Below are 17733 nucleotides of genomic sequence, written 5' to 3'. Positions count from 1 at the left end.
GCGACGAGGCCTCGATCTAGGGCCTTCCTCGTCGCGGAGCTCGTCGTTGGTGCGACACCTGGCCCGCCTCATCAGACGAGAGAAGCCACCCATCATGGAAAACACCCAGAAGCCCTCCGGCGCGCCGGTCCACAAGTACCGCCCGTACCACGAGCAGATCCGCGTCTCGCTGCCGGACCGCACGTGGCCGGACGCCCGCATCACCCAGGCGCCGCGCTGGTGCGCGGTCGACCTGCGTGACGGCAACCAGGCCCTGATCGACCCGATGAGCCCCGAGCGCAAGCGCGTCATGTTCGATCTGCTCGTGCAGATGGGATACAAGGAGATCGAGGTCGGATTCCCCTCGGCGTCCCAGACCGACTTCGATTTCGTCCGTCACCTGATCGACGAGGGTGCGATCCCCGATGACGTCACGATCCAGGTCCTGACCCAGGCGCGCGAGCATCTGATCGCGCGCACGTACGAGGCCATCGCGGGAGCGAAGCAGGCGATCGTCCACCTCTACAACTCGACGAGCGTGCTGCAGCGCGAAGTCGTGTTCCGCACCGACAAGCAGGGGATCATCGACATCGCGCTCGAGGGCGCGCGGCTGTGCCGCGAGTACGAGAAGAAGATCCCCGAGACGCGGGTCTATTACGAGTACTCGCCCGAGTCGTACACGGGCACCGAACTCGAGTTCGCGGTCGACGTCTGCAACCAGGTCATCGAGATCTTCGAGCCCACGCCGGACCGGAAGGTCATCATCAACCTGCCGGCCACGGTCGAGATGGCGACGCCCAACGTCTACGCCGACTCGATCGAGTGGATGAGTCGCCACCTCGCTCACCGCGAGAACGTGATCCTGTCGCTGCACCCGCACAACGACCGCGGCACGGCCATCGCCGCCGCCGAGCTCGGCTACATGGCCGGAGCCGACCGCATCGAGGGCTGCCTCTTCGGCAACGGCGAGCGCACCGGCAACGTCGACCTGGTCGCTCTCGGCGTCAATCTGCTCACGCAGGGCATCGACCCGGAGATCGACTTCAGCGACATCGACCACGTCAAGCGCACCGCCGAGTACTGCAACCAATTGCCCGTGCACGAGCGGAGCCCGTGGGCGGGCGACCTCGTGTTCACGGCGTTCTCGGGTTCGCATCAGGACGCGATCAAGAAGGGCTTCGAGGCGATGGATGCCAAGGCCACGGCCGCCGGTGTCACCGTCGACGAGATTGAGTGGGCCGTGCCGTACCTGCCCATCGACCCGAAGGACCTGGGGCGTTCGTACGAGGCGGTCATCCGGGTCAACTCGCAATCGGGCAAGGGCGGCGTCGCCTACCTCCTGAAGACCGACCACGCGCTGGATCTGCCGCGGAAGCTGCAGATCGAGTTCTCCGGCGTCGTGCAGGCCAAGACGGATGCCGAGGGCGGCGAGGTCTCGAGCGATCAGATCTGGTCGATCTTCACCGATGAGTACCTGCCCGCTGCCGCCGCCGACGACAAGTGGGGCCGCTTCGAGCTGCTGTCCACGCGCACGCAGAGCGACATGTCGGGCGAGGTCTCGCTCGAAGTGACCCTCCGCGACGGCGAGAGCGAGGTCGCGACGCGCGGCGTGGGCAACGGCCCGGTGTCGGCTTTCCTCGAGGTCGTGCGCGAGCAGGGCTTCGACATCACCCTCTACGACTACGTCGAGCACACGCTCTCGGCCGGCGGCGACGCACAGGCGGCGTCGTATGTCGAGCTGCAGGTCGACGGCGAACGCCTGTGGGGCGTGGGCATCGACGGGGACATCTCCACGGCATCCCTCAAGGCGATCGTCTCGGGCGTGAATCGCGCGATCCGCACGCGGGCGACCGCCCTCGCCGCCGTCTGACACGCGAAACGGCATGCAGCGCGGGATACGCGGGCCCGCGTCGCGCGCTGCATGCCGTTTCGCCGTCACGCCTCGGGCGGACGGATGATCGGGATCGCGCTCGTCTCGATCGCGACCTTCCGGCGATGGAGGGCCCGCTGCTCCGGAAGCGAGATGTCGAAGATCACCGCGAGCAGACGGATCACGGTCGTGACGACGACGCACGCGACCGCGGCGGCGACGATCGGTGCGCCGAGCGTCGCCGCTCCGGCCAGGACGGCGCACCCGACGCCCGCCGCGACCGCGTACAGCGACCCGACGTGCATGATCGCTACGGGGAGCCCGAGCATCACGTCGCGCAGGATGCCGCCGCCGATCGCCGCGCACACGCCGACGAACACCGCGGGAACGAGCGGGAGGCCGAGGACCAGCGCCTTCGCGGTGCCGAAGGCGCCGAACAGGCCGATGACCACGGCATCCAGCGCGACGATGACCGCGTTGAGCCTGCGGAAGACGCCGGCGAGGAGCATGCCGACGAGGGAAGCTCCGACCGCGGTGAGCAGGTACCAGTTGCTCTGAAGCGTCGTCGGGGTGACGTTCAGGAGCAGGTCGCGGATGAGGCCGCCCCCCATGCCCATGAGGATGCCGATGAGGGTCACCCCGAGGAGGTCCAGCCGCTGACGGCCGACGAATCCGGAGGCGAACAGTGCGCCCTGGACCCCGCCGAGGCCGACGGCGACAAGGTCCGCCCACAGCGGGATCACGAAGAGGGGTTGCGTCACCCCTCCATTGTCCTCGCGCGGCGCCGCCCGGCGTCGCATGCCGCGGCGATAATGGAGGAGTGCCCACTTACCGCGACGAAGTCGTGGTCCTGCGTACCCACAAGCTCGGGGAGGCGGACCGCATCGTGACGATGCTCAGCCGCCGCCACGGCAAGCTGCGCGCTGTCGCAAAGGGCGTCCGCCGCACATCGTCGAAGTTCGGGGCGCGGCTCGAGCCCTTCATGGTCGCCGACGTCCAGCTGTACCAGGGGCGCACGCTCGACATCGTCCAGCAGGCGGAGTCGCTCGGCGCCTACGGCGCGACGATCGTGAACGACTACGACAGCTATACCGCCGCTCACGCGATGGTCGAGACCGCCGACCGGCTCGGTGACTCCGAGGCGACGCCCCAGCAGTACCTCCTGCTCGTCGGGGGGCTGCGCACTCTGTCGCTCGCGACGCACGCGGCCCGCTCCGTGCTCGATTCGTATCTCCTGCGCGTGATGGCGCTCTCCGGATGGGCCCCCGCTCTCGAAGACTGCGCCCGCTGCGGCGCACCCGGACCGCACGACGGGTTCGTCGCACAGCTCGGCGGGACGGTGTGCTCCGCGTGCGCGCCGGTCGGCTCGGCGCGCATCCGCCCCGAAACCCGGGCTCTCCTGCGCGCGCTCATCGCGGGGGAGTGGGAGAGCGTGGATGCCGCGCCGGATGCGACCTCGGCGGCGGCATCCGGCCTCGTCGCCGCGTACACCCAGTACCATCTGGAGCGCGGCATCCGCTCCCTGTCGCACGTGGAGAACCTGCGTTGAGTCCGAAGCCCTACACGCACCGCGACGCGGTGCCGTATCGCCCGCTCGACTGGACGGGCGTCCACCCTCCCGCATTCCCGAAGGGGAGCGTGCCGAACCACGTCGCGATCGTCATGGACGGCAACGGCCGTTGGGCGAACCGGCGCGGACTCACGCGCATCGAAGGGCACCGGGCCGGCGAGGAGGTCCTTCTCGATGTCGTCGCGGGGGCGATCCAGGCGGGTGTGAAGCACCTCAGCGTGTACGCATTCTCCACGGAGAACTGGACGCGCTCGCCCGACGAGGTCCGATTCCTGATGGGGTACAACCGCGACGTGCTCCACCGCCGCCGCGATCAGCTCAATGAGTGGGGAGTGCGCATCCGGTGGGCCGGTCGCAAGCCGCGCCTGTGGGGGTCCGTCATCAAAGAGCTGCAATACGCCGAGCAGCTGACCCGTGGCAACGACACTCTGACGCTCACGATGTGCATCAACTACGGCGGCCGCCACGAGATCATCGACGCGATGCGTGCGCTCGGCGCGGAGATCGCCGCGGGCCGGATGAAGCCCTCCGCGATCACGGAGAAGACCGTGCGCCGTCACCTCTATGTCCCGGACATGCCCGATGTCGACCTGTTCCTCCGCTCGAGCGGCGAACAGCGCACCTCGAACTTCCTGCTGTGGGAAGCGGCCTACGCCGAGATGGTCTTCCTCGACACGCTGTGGCCCGACTCCTCGCGCACGGACCTCTGGCACGCGATCGAGCTGTACCTCAGTCGCAGTCGCCGTTTCGGCGGCGCCGTCGACGCTCCCCACGCCTGACGGGGCGATGGATGCCGCCGTGGGAATAGATCGCGGACTCGACGAGGTTGTGCTTGAGGTGACGGACAAGATCAGAATCGACGTGTGGAGCGATATCGCCTGCCCGTGGTGCTACATCGGCAAGCGCAACCTCGAGAGCGGACTCGCCGCGACGGCGGAGGATGAGAACGCGCCGGAGGTGGAGATCACCTTCCATTCGTTCGAGCTGTCGCCCGACACACCCGTCGACTTCGACGGCGACGAGCTGGACTTCCTCGCCGGCCACAAGGGCATGCCGCGCGAGCGCGTACAGGAGATGCTCGAGAACGTCACCGGCGTCGCTGCGAATGCCGGACTCGAATACCGGTTCGACCTTCTGCAGCACACGAACACGGTCAAGGCCCACGAGCTGCTCCATTTCGCGAAGGCGGAGGGGCGCCAGCACGAGATGGCTGAGCGTCTCATGTCGGCCTACTTCACCGAGGGTCGCCACGTCGGCCGCGTCGACGACCTCGTCGCTCTCGCCGCCGAGGTCGGGCTCGATGCGGATGCCGCGCGCGACGCTCTCGAATCGAACCGCCACCTCGCGGACGTGCGCGCCGACCAGGCGCAGGCGCAGGCCTACGGCATCCAGGGTGTCCCGTTCTTCGTGATCGACGGCACGTACGGGGTCAGCGGTGCCCAGCCGCCGGAGGCGTTCGCGCAGATCGCACGCCAGGTCTGGGCCGAAAAGGCCGAGAAGCAGGGCTGAGTCTGCTCAGGCGGGGAGTGACGCCTCGATCGCGGCGATGACTTCGGGTGCGTCGGGCTTCGTCTGCGGGCGGAAGCGGTGCACGTCGCCGGACGCGGTCACGAGGAACTTCTCGAAGTTCCACATCACGGGACCCTTGGCGCCCTCGACGTTCTTCGCCTTCTTCAGCGCCTTGTAGAGGGGAGCGGCGTGTGATCCGTTCACGCGGATCTTCTCGGCGACCGGGAAGGTGACGCCATAGGTCACCGAGCAGTATTCGAGGATCTCGTCCATCGAGCCGGGTTCCTGCCCCATGAACTGGTTGCACGGGAACCCGATCACCTGCAGCCCGCGCTCCCCGTAGGTCGTCTGCAGCTGCTCGAGCTGCTCGTACTGCGGGGTGAGCCCGCACTTCGACGCCACGTTCACGATGAGGAACGCCTTCTCGCCGAACTCGGCGAGGGTACGTTCGGTGCCTGCGGCATCCGTGTAGGGGATGTCGCGGATGTCCAGAGTTGTCGCCTCAGCCATGATGTCCACGATAGGCCCGTCGGGGGCGCCGATGGCGCGCCATGTCTGGGAGAATGGAGAGGATGTCCACCGCCACCGTCCCCGCCCCCGCGCACCTCGAGTCGCCGCCTGCGCTGCAGATCGGGCCGATCGCCCTCGACGCGCCGGTCGTGCTCGCGCCCATGGCGGGAATCACCAATACCGCCTTCCGGCGGCTGTGCCGTGAGTACGGAGCGGGCCTGTACGTCAGCGAGATGATCACGACGCGCGCCCTCGTCGAGCGCAACGCCACGACGATGCGCCTCATCACGCACCACGAATCCGAGACCCCCCGCTCGATCCAGCTGTACGGCGTCGACCCGGCGACGACGGAAGCCGCCGTCCGCCTTCTCGTCGAGGAGGACCGCGCCGACCACATCGATCTCAATTTCGGCTGCCCCGTGCCTAAGGTCACGCGCAAGGGCGGGGGAGCGGCGCTCCCCTGGAAGACGGGCCTGTTCCGCGAGATCGTGACGCGCGCCGCGCGCGCGGCGGGGGACGTGCCGCTGACCGTGAAGATGCGCAAGGGCATCGACGCCGATCACCTCACCTTCCTCGACGCCGGTCGCATCGCCGAGGATGCCGGTGTCGCCGCTGTGGCGCTGCACGCGCGCACGGCCGCCGAGTTCTACTCCGGCCACGCCGACTGGTCGTCGATCGCGGCTCTCAAGCAGGCCGTCACGAGCATCCCCGTTCTCGGCAACGGCGACATCTGGTCGGCGGAGGACGCTGTTCGCATGATGGCCGAGACCGGCTGCGACGGCGTCGTCGTGGGGCGCGGCTGCCTCGGTCGGCCGTGGCTGTTCGGCGATCTCGCCGCGGCGTTCGGCGCCCCCGGCATCCGTCCCGATGCGACGCTCGGCTACGTCGCCGCCGCGTTCCGCCGCCACGCCGAGCTCCTCGTCGAGTTCTTCGAGGATGAGGGGCGCGGATGCCGCGACATCCGCAAGCACGTCGCCTGGTACTTCAAGGGGTACCCCGTCGGCGGGGAGTTGCGCGCCGCGCTCGCGACGGCGTCGAGTCTCGCCGAGATCGACGACCTCCTCGCGACGATGGACCTGGACGCCCCCTACCCGGGGGCGGCGGCGGAGGGGCAGCGGGGCCGCGCCGGCACGCCCAAACGGCCCGCCCTGCCCGATCGCTGGCTCGACACGCGCGACATGGCCGGCGACGACGCGCGGACGCTCGCTGACGCCGAGCTGGACACCAGTGGCGGGTGAGGGCGGCGCGCTCGGTGCGCTGTCGGGCCGGCCCACGGGCTACGACGACCACGACGCCGAACGTTTCCTCGCCGAGACGCACCGTTCGCAGCGCGACAGCTTCGCCCGCGACCGCGCGCGCGTGCTCCACTCGGCAGCGCTGCGCCGACTCGCGTCCAAAACGCAGGTGCTGAGCCCCGCGAGCCCCGCGGACTTCGCCCGCAACCGGCTGACGCACTCGCTCGAAGTCGCGCAGGTGGGCCGTGAGCTGGCGGTCGCTCTCGAGCTCTCACCCGATGTCGTCGACACCGCGTGCCTCAGCCATGACATCGGCCATCCCCCCTTCGGCCACAACGGCGAGCGCGCGCTCAACGAGTGGGCCGCCGACATCGGCGGCTTCGAGGGCAACGCTCAGACCCTCCGCATCCTGTCGCGCCTCGAGCCGAAGGTGCTGGATGCCGCGGGCCGGTCGATCGGCCTCAATCTCACCCGCGCGAGCCTCGACGCGACGTGCAAGTACCCCTGGACGGCCGAGCACGCGGTCCCCGATCCGGGCGGACGCGACAAGTTCGGTGTGTATCCGGAAGACGAGGACGTCTTCCGCTGGATGCGCGAAGGCGCTCCCGGCCGCCTTCGCTGCATCGAGGCGGAGGTCATGGACCTCTCCGATGACATCGCCTACTCGGTACACGACTTCGAGGACGCCGTCCTCAACGGCTACCTCGATCCCGCTCGGCTCAGCGACCCACGGGAGCGTGAGGCGCTGCTGACCGCGATCCAGACGTGGGTCGGGTACGGCTTCGCGCGGGATGAGCTCGAGGACGCCCTCTACCGCCTGACCCGGCTGCCGGAGTGGCTGACGAAGTTCTCCGGCGACCGCGCGGGCGTGGCGCGGCTGAAGAACCTGACCTCCGACCTCATCGGGCGCTTCGCCCGCGCCGCGACGACCGCCACGCGCGAGCACTACACGGCGCCGTCTCTGACGCGCTACCGCGGCCGCGTCGTCGTGCCGCGGGTCGTCGAGGCCGAGATGGCGGTGCTGAAGGGGATCATCGGGGCGTTCGTGGTCTCGATCGATGGACGCAAGGGGCTCTACAAGGAGCAGCGTCGCGTCCTGAAGCGCCTCGCGACGGCGCTCTGGGAGCGTCCCGAGCATCTGGACCGGCTGCACGCCGAGGACTTCCAGTCGGCGATCACGGATGCCGCGCGCCGCCGCGTCGTCGTCGATCAGGTGGCGAGTCTCACCGACCGGTTCGCGATCGAATGGCACGCCCGGCTGATCGGTCCGGTCGATCTCCGCGAACTCGGTCTGTGGTCGAGCGACGGCCGCGCCACCGTCCCCGCCGGATTCGCTCTGCCGGAGCCGATCCCGGGGCTCTGGCCGTTGGAGGGCGTCTGATGGCGCGCATCGCGCAGGCCGACGTCGACGAGGTCAAGGCGCGCACCAACATCGCCGACATCGTGGGCGAACGTGTCGCGCTGAAGTCGGCCGGCGTGGGATCGCTCAAGGGACTGTGCCCCTTCCACGATGAGCGCAGCCCGAGCTTCCACGTGCGGCCGCAGGTCGGCTACTACCACTGCTTCGGATGCGGCGAGTCTGGCGACGTGTACTCGTTCCTCCGCGCGATGGACCACCTGTCCTTCACCGAGGCGGTCGAACGCCTCGCAGGTCGCATCGGCTACACGCTCCACTACGAAGACGGGGGAGCGGCGCCCGAGACGAGCGGGCGCACCCGCCTCTATCAGGCGAACACCGCGGCGGCGGAGTGGTTCCGCGGTCAGCTCGCCACCCCGGAGGCGGATGCCGCGCGGCGGTTCCTCGGTGAGCGCGGCTTCGACGCGGGCGCGGCGGCGCACTTCGGCGTCGGCTACGCGCCCAAGGGGTGGAACGGTGCCCGAGATGCGCTGCGCAGTCAGGGGTTCACCGACGAGGAGCTCCTCGCTGCCGGCATCCTGTCGCAGGGTCAGCGCGGCGGCTACGATCGCTTCCGCGGCCGGGTCATCTGGCCGATTCGCGACATCACCGGGCAGACGATCGGGTTCGGCGCGCGGCGCCTCTACGACGACGACCAGGGGCCCAAGTACCTCAACACCCCCGAGACGCCGATCTACAAGAAGGCACAGGTGCTGTACGGTCTGGACCTCGCGAAGAAGGAGGTCTCGCGCTCGCATCGCGTCGTCGTGGTCGAAGGCTATACCGACGTCATGGCATGCCATCTCGCGGGCGTCACCAGCGCGATCGCGACGTGCGGCACAGCCTTCGGATCCGAGCACATGCGCATCGTGGGGCGCATCGTCGGCACGGAGTCTTCCGGCGAGGTCGTCTTCACGTTCGATCCGGATGCCGCGGGCCAGAAGGCTGCGGTCCGCGCTTTCGCGGAGGCGCGCACCTCGACCCTGCAGAGCTATGTCGCGGTGGGCCCGGAGGGGCTCGATCCCTGCGACCTGCGCCTCAACCGCGGCGACGGGGCGGTGCGCTCCATGATCGAGACGAAGTCGCCGCTCTTCGAGTTCGTGATCGATCAGCGCATCGCCGGTCACGACCTCGCGTCCGTCGAGGGGCGCGTCTCGGCTCTCGCGTCGGCGGCGCCGATCGTCGCGGAGATCAAGGACGGCGGCATCCGCGGACGCTACGAGCACGTCCTCGCGCGGCGACTCGGCGAGGACTTGCGCGATGTGCATCGCGCGGTCAGTCGCGCGGCGACGCGTGCCGAGGGCGGCATGGGAGTCGCCGCCGGCGCGGGGACGCGTACCGGGGCGACACCGCCGGGGGCCGTGTCGGGCGACGCCGTCGGCGACGCGCCGACCTCCGCGCCGCGTGCGACGATCGCGACGCTGCCGCGCACGTCCGATGCCGCGCTCGAACGCGACGCTCTCATGGGCATCCTGCAGTACGGGCACGTCGTCGACGCCGCCGAGATCGACGCCGCACTCGCCTTGCCGATGACCGTGCCCGCGCTGGATGCCGTACGCCAAGCCGTGCAGGCGCAGCCGGACCGTACCCGCATCGGATGGGCGGTGACCGCCGCCGAGGCCGTGCGGGAGCCGTTCCGCTCGCTGGGTGTGGAACTGCTGACGGCCAGCTTCCCTGCACTCTCCGAATCGGAAGCGCATTCGTCGACGAGGTCGCTGGCGCGCACACTTCGCATTCGGGCGATCGACCGCGAGAAATCCGCGCTGCTCAGTGCGATCCAGCGCGTGCCCGCCGAGTCGGAGGAAGGGCGAACCGTCCGGCTTCGGCTCCGCGACCTGGATGCGCAGCGCCGCGCGCTGGCCGAAGGCGTCTGAGCCTCCCCGCTGGCGCGCCCGCCGCGAACCCGGCAGGATGATCGCATGCAGCGACGCTCACCGAACGATCTCGCCGTGCACTGCGACGACCTGTCGGTCGCGCGCGGAGGCGTGCGCGTGGTCGAGGGTGTCACGCTGCGTCTCGAGCCGGCGCGCTCTCTCGCCCTCATGGGGCCGACGGGCGCGGGCAAGTCGAGCCTCGCCGCCGTCCTCGCGGGCGCCGACGACGCGAGCCTCGCCGTTGTGGGCGGGGCGGCACACGTCGCGGGCATCTCGGTGCGCAAAGGCGGCCGTGCGCGACGCGTGCGCTCGTACCTCACGGGCTCTCTCGAACAGGCAGCGGGAGCCCAACTCGCGGCGCGGCTGACGGTCGCGGAGCTGATCGGCGAACCTCTCACCTCGCGCGATCGGCGCGTCAATCAGCGGGCGCTGTCGTACCGGATCGCGGGGCTCCTCGACGAGATGCAGCTCCCTTTGGGTGCGGCGGCGAAGTACCCGTATGAACTCAGTTCGGGCATGCGTCAGCGCGTGGCGCTCGCGCGGGCCCTCGTCCTGCAGCCGCGGGTGTTCATCGGTGATGATCCGTATGCGAACCTCGACCCCGAAGTGCGTCTCGCCGCGCGAGATGCGCTCCTGCGTCGGCGCGACGAGGAGGGAATGGCGATCCTCATGGCCACGAACGATCCCGTCGCCGTCGACGAATTGGATGCCGATGTGCTGGTGCTGCGCGGGGGCCACCCCGTCGGATTCGGGCACGGCACGAGCGACGTTCTGTGGACGCCGGATGAAGCGACGCGGCTCGCGTCGTAGCCCGCGCGGTCACGAGCACCCTCTCGGCTTTGCTAGTATGGACGGGTTGCCCGCTCGCGGGTGATTGATCCTCGGTAGCTCAATTGGCAGAGCAGCCGGCTGTTAACCGGCAGGTTCTTGGTTCGAGTCCAAGCCGGGGAGCGAACGGCCCCAGACTCCACTCTGGGGCCGTTTTCGTGCGCCCGCGATTCAGGCCTCGAGGTCGTCGACTCCCGGCATCCACGAGGCGCCGGGGCGCCCCCAGCCGCGCTTGCGGGCGATCTTCTGCACGGTCTTCCAGTCGCCGTCGTCGAGGCGGTCGATGTAGAGGATTCCGTCGAGGTGGTCGAACTCGTGCTGCATGATGCGGGCGCGCCAGCCGTCGACCTCGATGCGCACGGGTGCGCCGTCGAGGTCGGTGCCGGTCACCCTCACTCGGTCCGAGCGGCGCAATGGGAAGCGCTCGCCCGGGAACGAGAGGCATCCCTCGGATTCGTCGTCCGGGTCCGGAGAGCCAGGCTCGAGCGGAGTCATCCACAGCTCCGGGTTGATGATCACCCCGCGCCACGGGGCGCCGTCGTCGTCCTGATAGGTGTACGTGTAGATGCGGAGGCCGACGCCCACCTGGGGCGCTGCGAGTCCCACGCCCGGCGCGGCATCCATCGTTTCGAACATGTCGGCGACGAGCTGTCGGATCTCGTCGGTGATCTCGACGACGGGGGACGCAGGGGCGTGCAGGACGGGATCGCCCATGATGCGAATCGGAAGAACGGCCACGCCTTGAGCCTATCGACCGCGCTCGACGGTTACTGTCGAGGGCATGGATGTCTTGGCGGCCGACCTCGGGGACGTGACTGACCAGCTGGTCGGCGTCTTCAAGGACCCCCGCATCCTGATCGGCATCCCGCTGGCGCTGCTCGGTGCGGTCTTCATGTCGTTCGGGGCGCAGTATCAGCACCGTGGCGTGCAGAAAGTCGAACGGCTCACCGGCACGGACGGTGGCACGGGGCTCACCGGGGGTCAGATCTGGAACCTCCTGCGCCGTCCCTCCTGGGTGTCGGGCACCGTCATGCTCGGGCTCGCGATCGTCTGCCAGTTGGCGGCGCTGTCGTTCGCGCCCCTCATCCTGGTGCAGCCTCTCGGTGCCGTGTCGCTCGTCATCACCACGCTGCTGAATGCCCGCATCAGCGGGCACAAGCCCACGCGCCAGTCGATCTCTGCGATCACGCTGTGCATCGCGGGCATCTTCACCTTCGTGACGATCGCCGCGATCTACGCGACGGAGACGCCGGTCAGTGATGCGCAGCTCATCACCGTGCTCATCATCCTCGCGGCGGTGATCGTCGTCGTGGGCGGCTCCTGGTTGTGGTACCGCCAGCGGGCGTCGGCCCTCTTCTACATCGTCGCCGCCGGCATGATCTATGGTTTCGTGGCGACCCTCGCGAAGGTCGTCATCAACCGCGTGCAGAACGAGAACTTCGACTGGCTCACGATCATCTGTGTCGTCGCGCTCCTCGCGGGCACCGCCTCGGGGGCCTACTTCGTGCAGACGGCCTACGCCTCCGGGCCCCCGGACCTCGTGATCGCCGGCCTCACGGTCGTCGACCCCATTGTCGCGATCATCATCGGTCTCGCCGTGCTGCACGAAGCCGACGGCGCCCCCTTCGGCGCGTATATCGGCTTCGTCATCGCGGGCGCCCTTGCCGTCGCGGGCGTCTTCCTCCTTGCGCGATTCCATCCCGAGGTCGTCAGCCAGAACAGCGGTGAGGTGCCCATTGCGCGCGGCAGCGGCACGCCGGGAGAGCCGCGGACGAACGCGGAGAAGCTGACGGATGCCGTGGCCAAGGTCTGGCCGGAGCCGCCGGTGCGTGACCGCGACGAGCCGAGACGTCGTTAGACTCGGTCTGCCGGATCATCCGGCGCGGGGCGGTGGCCAAGCTGGTTAAGGCAGCGGGCTCATAACCCGACGATTCGTGGGTTCAAGTCCCACCCGCCCTACGTCCGCTCGCCATCTGCGAGTGCTGAACGCGCCGTGAGCAGGGTGTTCAGTCGGGCCGCCACATCGTCCTCGTCCGCGCTGAGCAGCGTGCGGTCGCGCACGACGGCGCGACCGGCCACGAACACGTCGCGGGGGCGCCGGCCCGGTGAGGCCCACAGCAGCCCCGCGACGGGGTCCGCGACACCGGCGTCCGCGACGCCCGAGACATCCCAGACGCACACGTCTGCGGCAGCGCCTGGACGCAACTGCCCGAGCTCAGGTCGCCCGAGCCCTCGCGCAGAGCCCGCCGTCGCCATCTCGAGGACGGCACGCGCGGACAGCGCGGGGCCGACCAGCCCCGAGATCTGCATCGCCAGCCGTGCGTCGGCGAACAGGTGCCCGGCGTCGTTGGACCCGCCGCCGCTCGTGCCCAGCCCCACCGGGATGCCCGCGGCCGACAGATCCGCCACGCGCGCCACGCCCCATCCCATCGGCACGTCGCAGCCCGGGGCGTGCGTCGCCGTCACCCCGCGCGCGGCGAGGCGATCGATCTCCCCGGCAGTGACATCGCACAGGTGGGCGAGGGTCACATCGGGGGCCAGCCAGCCCCACTCGTCGAGCAGATCGAGCGGACGCCGACCGTACTTCTCGAGCGCGATGTCGACGTCGACCTGTTCATTGGCCTGAGTGCGCCGTCGCAGACCGTAGCGGGCCGCGACCTCGGCCAGCAGCGCGAAGGTCTCGCGAGGATCGGAGTGCACGCCCGCCGGCCCGACGGCCAGCTGCAGCATCCCGCCACGCGTCACGCCCGCGACGGCCGCGTCCTCGGCCGGATCGTCGCCGAGCCACGCGGCGGCGATCTCGGCCGTGCGTGCGGCCGCCTCCTGCGGATCGTCGCGGGCGGCGCCGCGCACGAAGACGAGCCGACCACCGAGGGCGACAGCGGCATCGGCCGTCGCCGTGGCGATCGCGAGGCCGTCCGCGCCGGTGGGCCAGGTCAGGTGATGATCGGCGACGGTCGTGACGCCTGCCAGCAGTCCTTCGGCGATGCCGACGGCTGCCGCGGCGCCCGCCAGTTCGGCATCCACCCCGATCCGTGCATACGCCGCCGCCATCGTCTCCAGCCAGACGGACATCGGAACGCTGCGCGTTCCGGGGTCGGTGCGGAACGCGCTCTGCAGCAGGTGGTGATGCGCGTTGACCAGACCGGGGGTGATGACGCAGCCGGTCGCGTCGATCTCGGTCTCGTCGCCCCGGGCGCTCCCGTGCACGACGCCGTCGCGGACGACGAGCTCTGCGCCCGCGCCCCGCTCGGTGCGCCCGTCGACGACGATCGCGACCGCGCCCGTGAACCGGTAGCCGTTCACCGTGCGTCCTGGAGACGACGGGCGATCTCGGCCAGATCGCGCGCGTGCTCGAGTTCTCGGCCGGGCGCCGCGCCCCCGGACAGGTCGACTCCGACGACGCCGTCGATCGCGAGCATGGACCGCGAGAGCTCCACGGCGGCGACGATGCCGGCTTCGCGCGGATCGGCGGAGTTCAAGATGCCCGCCAGGTACCCCGGCGGCAGCACGAGTGTCGTGAACGTGCGCAGCAGCTGTGCAGACCCTTCGTCCAGGACGACCGGGATGCAGGGGATGAACCCGGCCGTCGAGCCGAGTGCGCGCGCCTGCGCGACGAAGCGCGCCACCGCCTGCGCGCCGCCGCAATGGTTGACGAAGCACAGGTCGGCGCCCGCCTTCTCCTTCTCGCGGAGCCGCTCGGCACGACGCTCGGTCGGTGGGGTCGAGGGGGATTCGCCGACCGACACGAGATGACCCGCGGCGCGCGCCAGCGCGGCGAGCTGCGTCGAGTCGATGTCGAACACCGGCATCGCATCGGGGCGAGAACCGGTGTCGGTGTGATCTCCCGTGACGCAGTGCACGACGCCGGCGCCGGCATGCGCGAGCCCCGCGAGCTCGCCCTCCAGTGCGACGCGGTTGCGGTCACGGCAGTTGAGGCCGATGAACGGCAGCATGCCCGCGTCGGCGATGAGCCGCGCGCGATAGGTGGGCGCGAACTGCACGCGGGCGGGACCCGCGTCGCCGGAGAGCACGGCGTCGACAGGACCCGCCATCGCGGCCGCGCACGCGGCGAGCGAGGCCGCATCGAGCGGTCGCGCAGGAAAGTCGGCCACGATGATGCGCCGTGTCTCGAGCAGATCCCGCACGCGCGCGGCACCGGGCGACCTCGTCGGCGCCGGCAGCGGGTCGGCCGCCACCGCAGCCGGCAGCACTCGACCCGCGGGCGTCGTGACGCCGCGCCACGAAATGGTCGCACGGTCGACAAACCCGCAGTGCACCGCGGGGTCGATCTCGCACGTACCGTCGAACCCCACGCCGCCGCACGGGCCGTACGTCATGTGCTTGGGGCAGTTGCGGGTCGCCTCCGCCGTCCGGTCAGCCTGCAAGGATCCGCCGCTCCCATACGTCGTCGCGCCGTGCGTACTCCAGACGTCGGCTGGCCGTCTCGGAGCTGCCGAACCAGAACGTGAGCCGTGCGGGGCGCACGAGACATCCGGTCCAGGTCGGCGGGGGAGCGAGCTCGGTCCCGGCGTGCGCACGCGCGAACGCGTCCCATGCCGCGATCCGCTCCTGCTGCGGCCGTGCCGCGAACTCCGGCGTGTTCTGCCAGGCGAGCTGGCGCAGATAGACGGAACGGGCGGCATAGGCGCGCTTCTGCTCGGACGCGGGCGCCGGCTCCGCGACACCTTGCACGACGAGCTGGTGCTTCGTCTCGGGGTGGGGGGTCCCCAGCAGGGGCAGGCACAGTGCGACGGCGGGTACGCGGGTGACCTGCGCGATCTTCCGCGACCGCGCATCCGCATGCCAGTAGAACCCCGCGGCGTCCCATCCCGACAGCAGCAGCGAGCGGGCGTCCGGCAGTCCGTCGGCGTCGATCGTCGCGAGCGTCATGAGCGGGCGCTCGGGATCGTCGTTGCGTGGCAGCCAGCGCTCGAGCAGCACGATCGGGTCATCAGGGAGCTCCGACCAGTCATCGGCGGTCGGTGTCGGGTGCATCACGTCAGGCACCCCTCGGCCCGATCGGCCAGCGCGCGATCTCGCCGATCGTCGCAACGCCGTCCGCCACGAGCTGCGCGGCCAGCAGCTCGCCGTCGGCGGCGGACGCCGTGGAAGGATCGCCGATGACGCCGCCTGAGGCGAAGTCGTCGGAGCACCAGCCGAACTGCACGGGGCGGCCGGCGAAGCCGACGCGCGTGAAATCGGCGATCGCGTCGGGCACTGCGCGCACGAAGGCCGAGGCGTCGACCAGCTCGGGCCGCAGGTGCATCAGCAGCGACGTCTCGCCGTGCCCACCGTGGATCCCGAACCCGCGCTCGGTCGCGCCGGGCGGCACCTGCACGCCGTCGAGGAAGGTGCGCAGTCCGAACCGGCGACGCAGCTCCCGCAATGCGATCGTGAGCGGCGCGATGTTGCCGCCGTGGCCGTTGTAGAACAAGATCGTGCGCGCCGGTGTCGCGGCGATCGACCGGCCGAGATCGGCGAGCACGTGAGCGAAGGTCTCTCCGGACAGCCACAGCGTGCCAGGCGCCCATGCGTGCTCGTCCGACTTCGTCACGCCGAGCGCAGGGAGCAGCCAGGCATCGTGGCCGGCTGCGGCCGCGGCATCCACGATGCGCGTCGCGAGCTCCTCCGCCATCACCAGATCGGTGCCGAGCGGCAGGTGCGGTCCGTGGTGCTCGACGGCGCCGACGGGCACCACGAGGATGGATGCCTCGGTCAGCTCCGTCGCGAGCGACGGTCCCGTGCGATCCGCCCAGCGGCGGGAGGCGGCGCTCACATCTGGCTCCCGGTCTGGACGGTTCCCTGCGGGACGAGCTTGCCGGGGTTCATGAGACCCTGCGGGTCGGTGTCGCGGGCGAAGGCGATCGTCTCGTCCGGCTCGTAGTCGACGTACCACTGATGGGGATTGTGCCATCCGACGCCGAGACGCTCGATCTCCGGCAGTCCCGCGTAGACGGCGTCGGCACCGCGGTACACGCCCGCCAGCATGCCGATCGGACGCCCCTGCTGCGCCTCGACGTGCAGCATCCCGCCCTCGTACACGTCATGCAGCTCGTCGATGCGGTCGATGATCGCATCGCCCCACACCTCGACGTGGAAATAGGTGTCGGGGTAGGCCTTCTGCAGCCATTCGATGGGGTGGTTGTAGCTCGTCATCGACAGCTTGATACAGGCCTGCGCGCCCTCGCGTACGTCGTCGACGCGACCGCCCGCTGACTCCACGAGCGCTGTCGCGGCCTGGATCGTGTCCGCGTCGAGGATCGCTCGCAGGCTCGCGCGTCCGGCGAAGATGGCGGGATCGGCCGGCAGCGCCTCGGCGAGGGTGGGCAGGTCACCGGACACGAGCCGCGGCGTCGGGGTCAGGGCGGGGAAGGAGCGGATGACGCTCAGCAGATCGTGGAAGTCGTCGAAGCTCGCGAAGAACGCGCGCCACTCCTGCAGCGGCTCGAGGCGCACCGTCACGGTGGCGATGACTCCGACGGTGCCGTACTTGTGCAGATACGGCTCGGTGTCGGCACCGACCACGTGCACGAGGTGGGCGTCCGGCACGGCGTGCACGACATCGAGCTCGGTGACGAACCCGGTGTGGATCATGCCGTGCGCGATCGAGCCCGTCCCCCCGGACCCGCCGGAGACGAATCCGCCGACGGTGGACTGCGCGGTCGACGGGTACTGCAGCACCTGCTGGCCGGCCCGGTTCGCCGCCTGCTCGATCGCGATCATCGTGGCACCGGCCTCGGCGCGCAGCCATCCGTCGCCGACCTCCAGGACGCGGCGCGCCTTCGACGTGTCGAGGACGAGGCCGCCGGCCATCGGCAGCGTCTGACCGTAGTTGGCCGTGCCCTTGCGGGTGAGTCCAATAGCGTGGTGTCAATTCCCGCGGGGTTCTCGTCGTCGTAGACGGTGAAGGGCCATCGTGGGATGACCAGTTGTTTCCGCCAAGAAGCAAGAAGAGTGAT

The 17733-nt window shown here is 70.0% G+C and carries 17 protein-coding genes and 2 tRNA genes; 11 read left to right on the top strand and 8 right to left on the bottom strand.

The genetic code is table 11. From position 1 onward, the window contains the following. The first annotated feature begins 94 nt into the window (after positions 1 to 94). Positions 95 to 1849: a 2-isopropylmalate synthase gene (gene leuA, locus WFI52_RS10895; RefSeq protein WP_336626913.1), complete on the top strand. Its 1755-nt coding sequence runs from the start codon at positions 95 to 97 to the stop codon at positions 1847 to 1849. Positions 1850 to 1914: 65 nt separating this feature from the next. Here the strand turns inward: leuA and WFI52_RS10890 are convergent, their stop codons facing one another. Then, positions 1915 to 2610: a trimeric intracellular cation channel family protein gene (locus WFI52_RS10890; protein WP_336626912.1), complete on the bottom strand. Its 696-nt coding sequence runs from the start codon at positions 2608 to 2610 to the stop codon at positions 1915 to 1917. 59 nt (positions 2611 to 2669) lie between these two features. On the opposite strand from WFI52_RS10890, the gene recO reads away from it, so the two are divergent. Genes recO through WFI52_RS10875 form a run of 3 tightly spaced genes read left to right on the top strand, consistent with a single transcriptional unit; the run spans position 2670 to position 4928 of the window. Further along, complete coding sequence (recO, locus tag WFI52_RS10885) at positions 2670 to 3398, top strand: DNA repair protein RecO (RefSeq protein WP_336626911.1); 729 nt, start codon at positions 2670 to 2672, stop codon at positions 3396 to 3398. Further along, positions 3395 to 4198 (top strand): isoprenyl transferase, encoded by an 804-nt coding sequence (locus WFI52_RS10880; protein WP_336626910.1) that lies wholly within the window; start codon positions 3395 to 3397, stop codon positions 4196 to 4198. The genes recO and WFI52_RS10880 overlap by 4 nt, the downstream gene beginning before the upstream one ends. Positions 4199 to 4256: 58 nt before the next feature. Continuing rightward, positions 4257 to 4928, top strand: coding sequence for a DsbA family oxidoreductase (locus tag WFI52_RS10875; RefSeq protein ID WP_336627039.1), 672 nt, complete (start codon positions 4257 to 4259; stop codon positions 4926 to 4928). A 6-nt stretch (positions 4929 to 4934) separates the two neighbouring features. On the opposite strand, the gene WFI52_RS10870 is transcribed toward WFI52_RS10875, so the two are convergent. Then, positions 4935 to 5438 (bottom strand): glutathione peroxidase, encoded by a 504-nt coding sequence (locus tag WFI52_RS10870; protein ID WP_336626909.1) that lies wholly within the window; start codon positions 5436 to 5438, stop codon positions 4935 to 4937. A gap of 62 nt (positions 5439 to 5500) precedes the next feature. Here WFI52_RS10870 and dusB point away from each other — a divergent pair, with 62 nt between their 5' ends. From dusB to WFI52_RS10845, 5 genes are all read left to right on the top strand, one after another. Then, complete coding sequence (gene dusB, locus WFI52_RS10865) at positions 5501 to 6676, top strand: tRNA dihydrouridine synthase DusB (protein WP_336626908.1); 1176 nt, start codon at positions 5501 to 5503, stop codon at positions 6674 to 6676. Beyond that, a complete protein-coding gene (locus WFI52_RS10860; RefSeq protein ID WP_336626907.1) occupies positions 6666 to 8054 on the top strand; it encodes a deoxyguanosinetriphosphate triphosphohydrolase in 1389 nt (462 codons plus the stop codon). Before dusB ends, WFI52_RS10860 begins: the two co-directional genes overlap by 11 nt. Continuing rightward, entirely contained in the window at positions 8054 to 9943 is a 1890-nt protein-coding gene (gene dnaG / locus WFI52_RS10855) for a DNA primase (protein ID WP_336626906.1), read from the top strand. The genes WFI52_RS10860 and dnaG overlap by 1 nt, the downstream gene beginning before the upstream one ends. A 45-nt stretch (positions 9944 to 9988) precedes the next feature. Beyond that, positions 9989 to 10753: an ATP-binding cassette domain-containing protein gene (locus WFI52_RS10850; protein ID WP_336626905.1), complete on the top strand. Its 765-nt coding sequence runs from the start codon at positions 9989 to 9991 to the stop codon at positions 10751 to 10753. Positions 10754 to 10821: 68 nt separating this feature from the next. Further along, positions 10822 to 10894, top strand: a tRNA-Asn gene (locus WFI52_RS10845). A gap of 48 nt (positions 10895 to 10942) precedes the next feature. Here the strand turns inward: WFI52_RS10845 and def are convergent. After that, positions 10943 to 11509, bottom strand: coding sequence for a peptide deformylase (def, locus tag WFI52_RS10840; protein WP_336626904.1), 567 nt, complete (start codon positions 11507 to 11509; stop codon positions 10943 to 10945). Between the two features lie 43 nt (positions 11510 to 11552). On the opposite strand from def, the gene WFI52_RS10835 reads away from it, so the two are divergent. Together WFI52_RS10835 and WFI52_RS10830 are read left to right on the top strand one after the other, a co-directional pair. Further along, positions 11553 to 12629 carry a DMT family transporter gene (locus WFI52_RS10835; protein WP_336626903.1) on the top strand — a complete coding sequence of 359 codons (1077 nt, stop codon included), beginning with the start codon at positions 11553 to 11555 and terminating at the stop codon, positions 12627 to 12629. A 26-nt stretch (positions 12630 to 12655) separates the two neighbouring features. Beyond that, a tRNA-Ile gene (locus WFI52_RS10830) sits at positions 12656 to 12730 on the top strand. On the opposite strand, the gene WFI52_RS10825 is transcribed toward WFI52_RS10830, so the two are convergent. From WFI52_RS10825 to WFI52_RS10805, 5 genes are read right to left on the bottom strand one after another with little or no spacing between them, the layout of a single operon-like run. Beyond that, positions 12728 to 14077: an amidohydrolase family protein gene (locus tag WFI52_RS10825; protein ID WP_336626902.1), complete on the bottom strand. Its 1350-nt coding sequence runs from the start codon at positions 14075 to 14077 to the stop codon at positions 12728 to 12730. The genes WFI52_RS10830 and WFI52_RS10825 overlap by 3 nt on opposite strands. After that, complete coding sequence (locus WFI52_RS10820; protein WP_336626901.1) at positions 14074 to 15159, bottom strand: methylenetetrahydrofolate reductase C-terminal domain-containing protein; 1086 nt, start codon at positions 15157 to 15159, stop codon at positions 14074 to 14076. The genes WFI52_RS10825 and WFI52_RS10820 overlap by 4 nt, the downstream gene beginning before the upstream one ends. Continuing rightward, the gene (locus WFI52_RS10815; protein WP_336627038.1) at positions 15149 to 15769 is read right to left on the bottom strand and encodes a pyridoxamine 5'-phosphate oxidase family protein; all 621 of its coding nucleotides are present in this window, start codon (positions 15767 to 15769) and stop codon (positions 15149 to 15151) included. The genes WFI52_RS10820 and WFI52_RS10815 overlap by 11 nt, the downstream gene beginning before the upstream one ends. 4 nt (positions 15770 to 15773) lie before the next feature. Further along, positions 15774 to 16550, bottom strand: coding sequence for a creatininase family protein (locus tag WFI52_RS10810; protein ID WP_336626900.1), 777 nt, complete (start codon positions 16548 to 16550; stop codon positions 15774 to 15776). Next, complete coding sequence (locus WFI52_RS10805; RefSeq protein WP_336627037.1) at positions 16547 to 17635, bottom strand: FAD-binding oxidoreductase; 1089 nt, start codon at positions 17633 to 17635, stop codon at positions 16547 to 16549. Before WFI52_RS10805 ends, WFI52_RS10810 begins: the two co-directional genes overlap by 4 nt. Positions 17636 to 17733: the final 98 nt, after the last annotated feature.

Origin of the sequence: Microbacterium sp. MMO-20 (assembly GCF_037147735.1) — a bacterium.
GTDB lineage: Bacteria > Actinomycetota > Actinomycetes > Actinomycetales > Microbacteriaceae > Microbacterium.
Note: the sequence above shows the minus strand (reverse complement) of the source record. Positions and strands in the feature narration are given on the sequence as shown.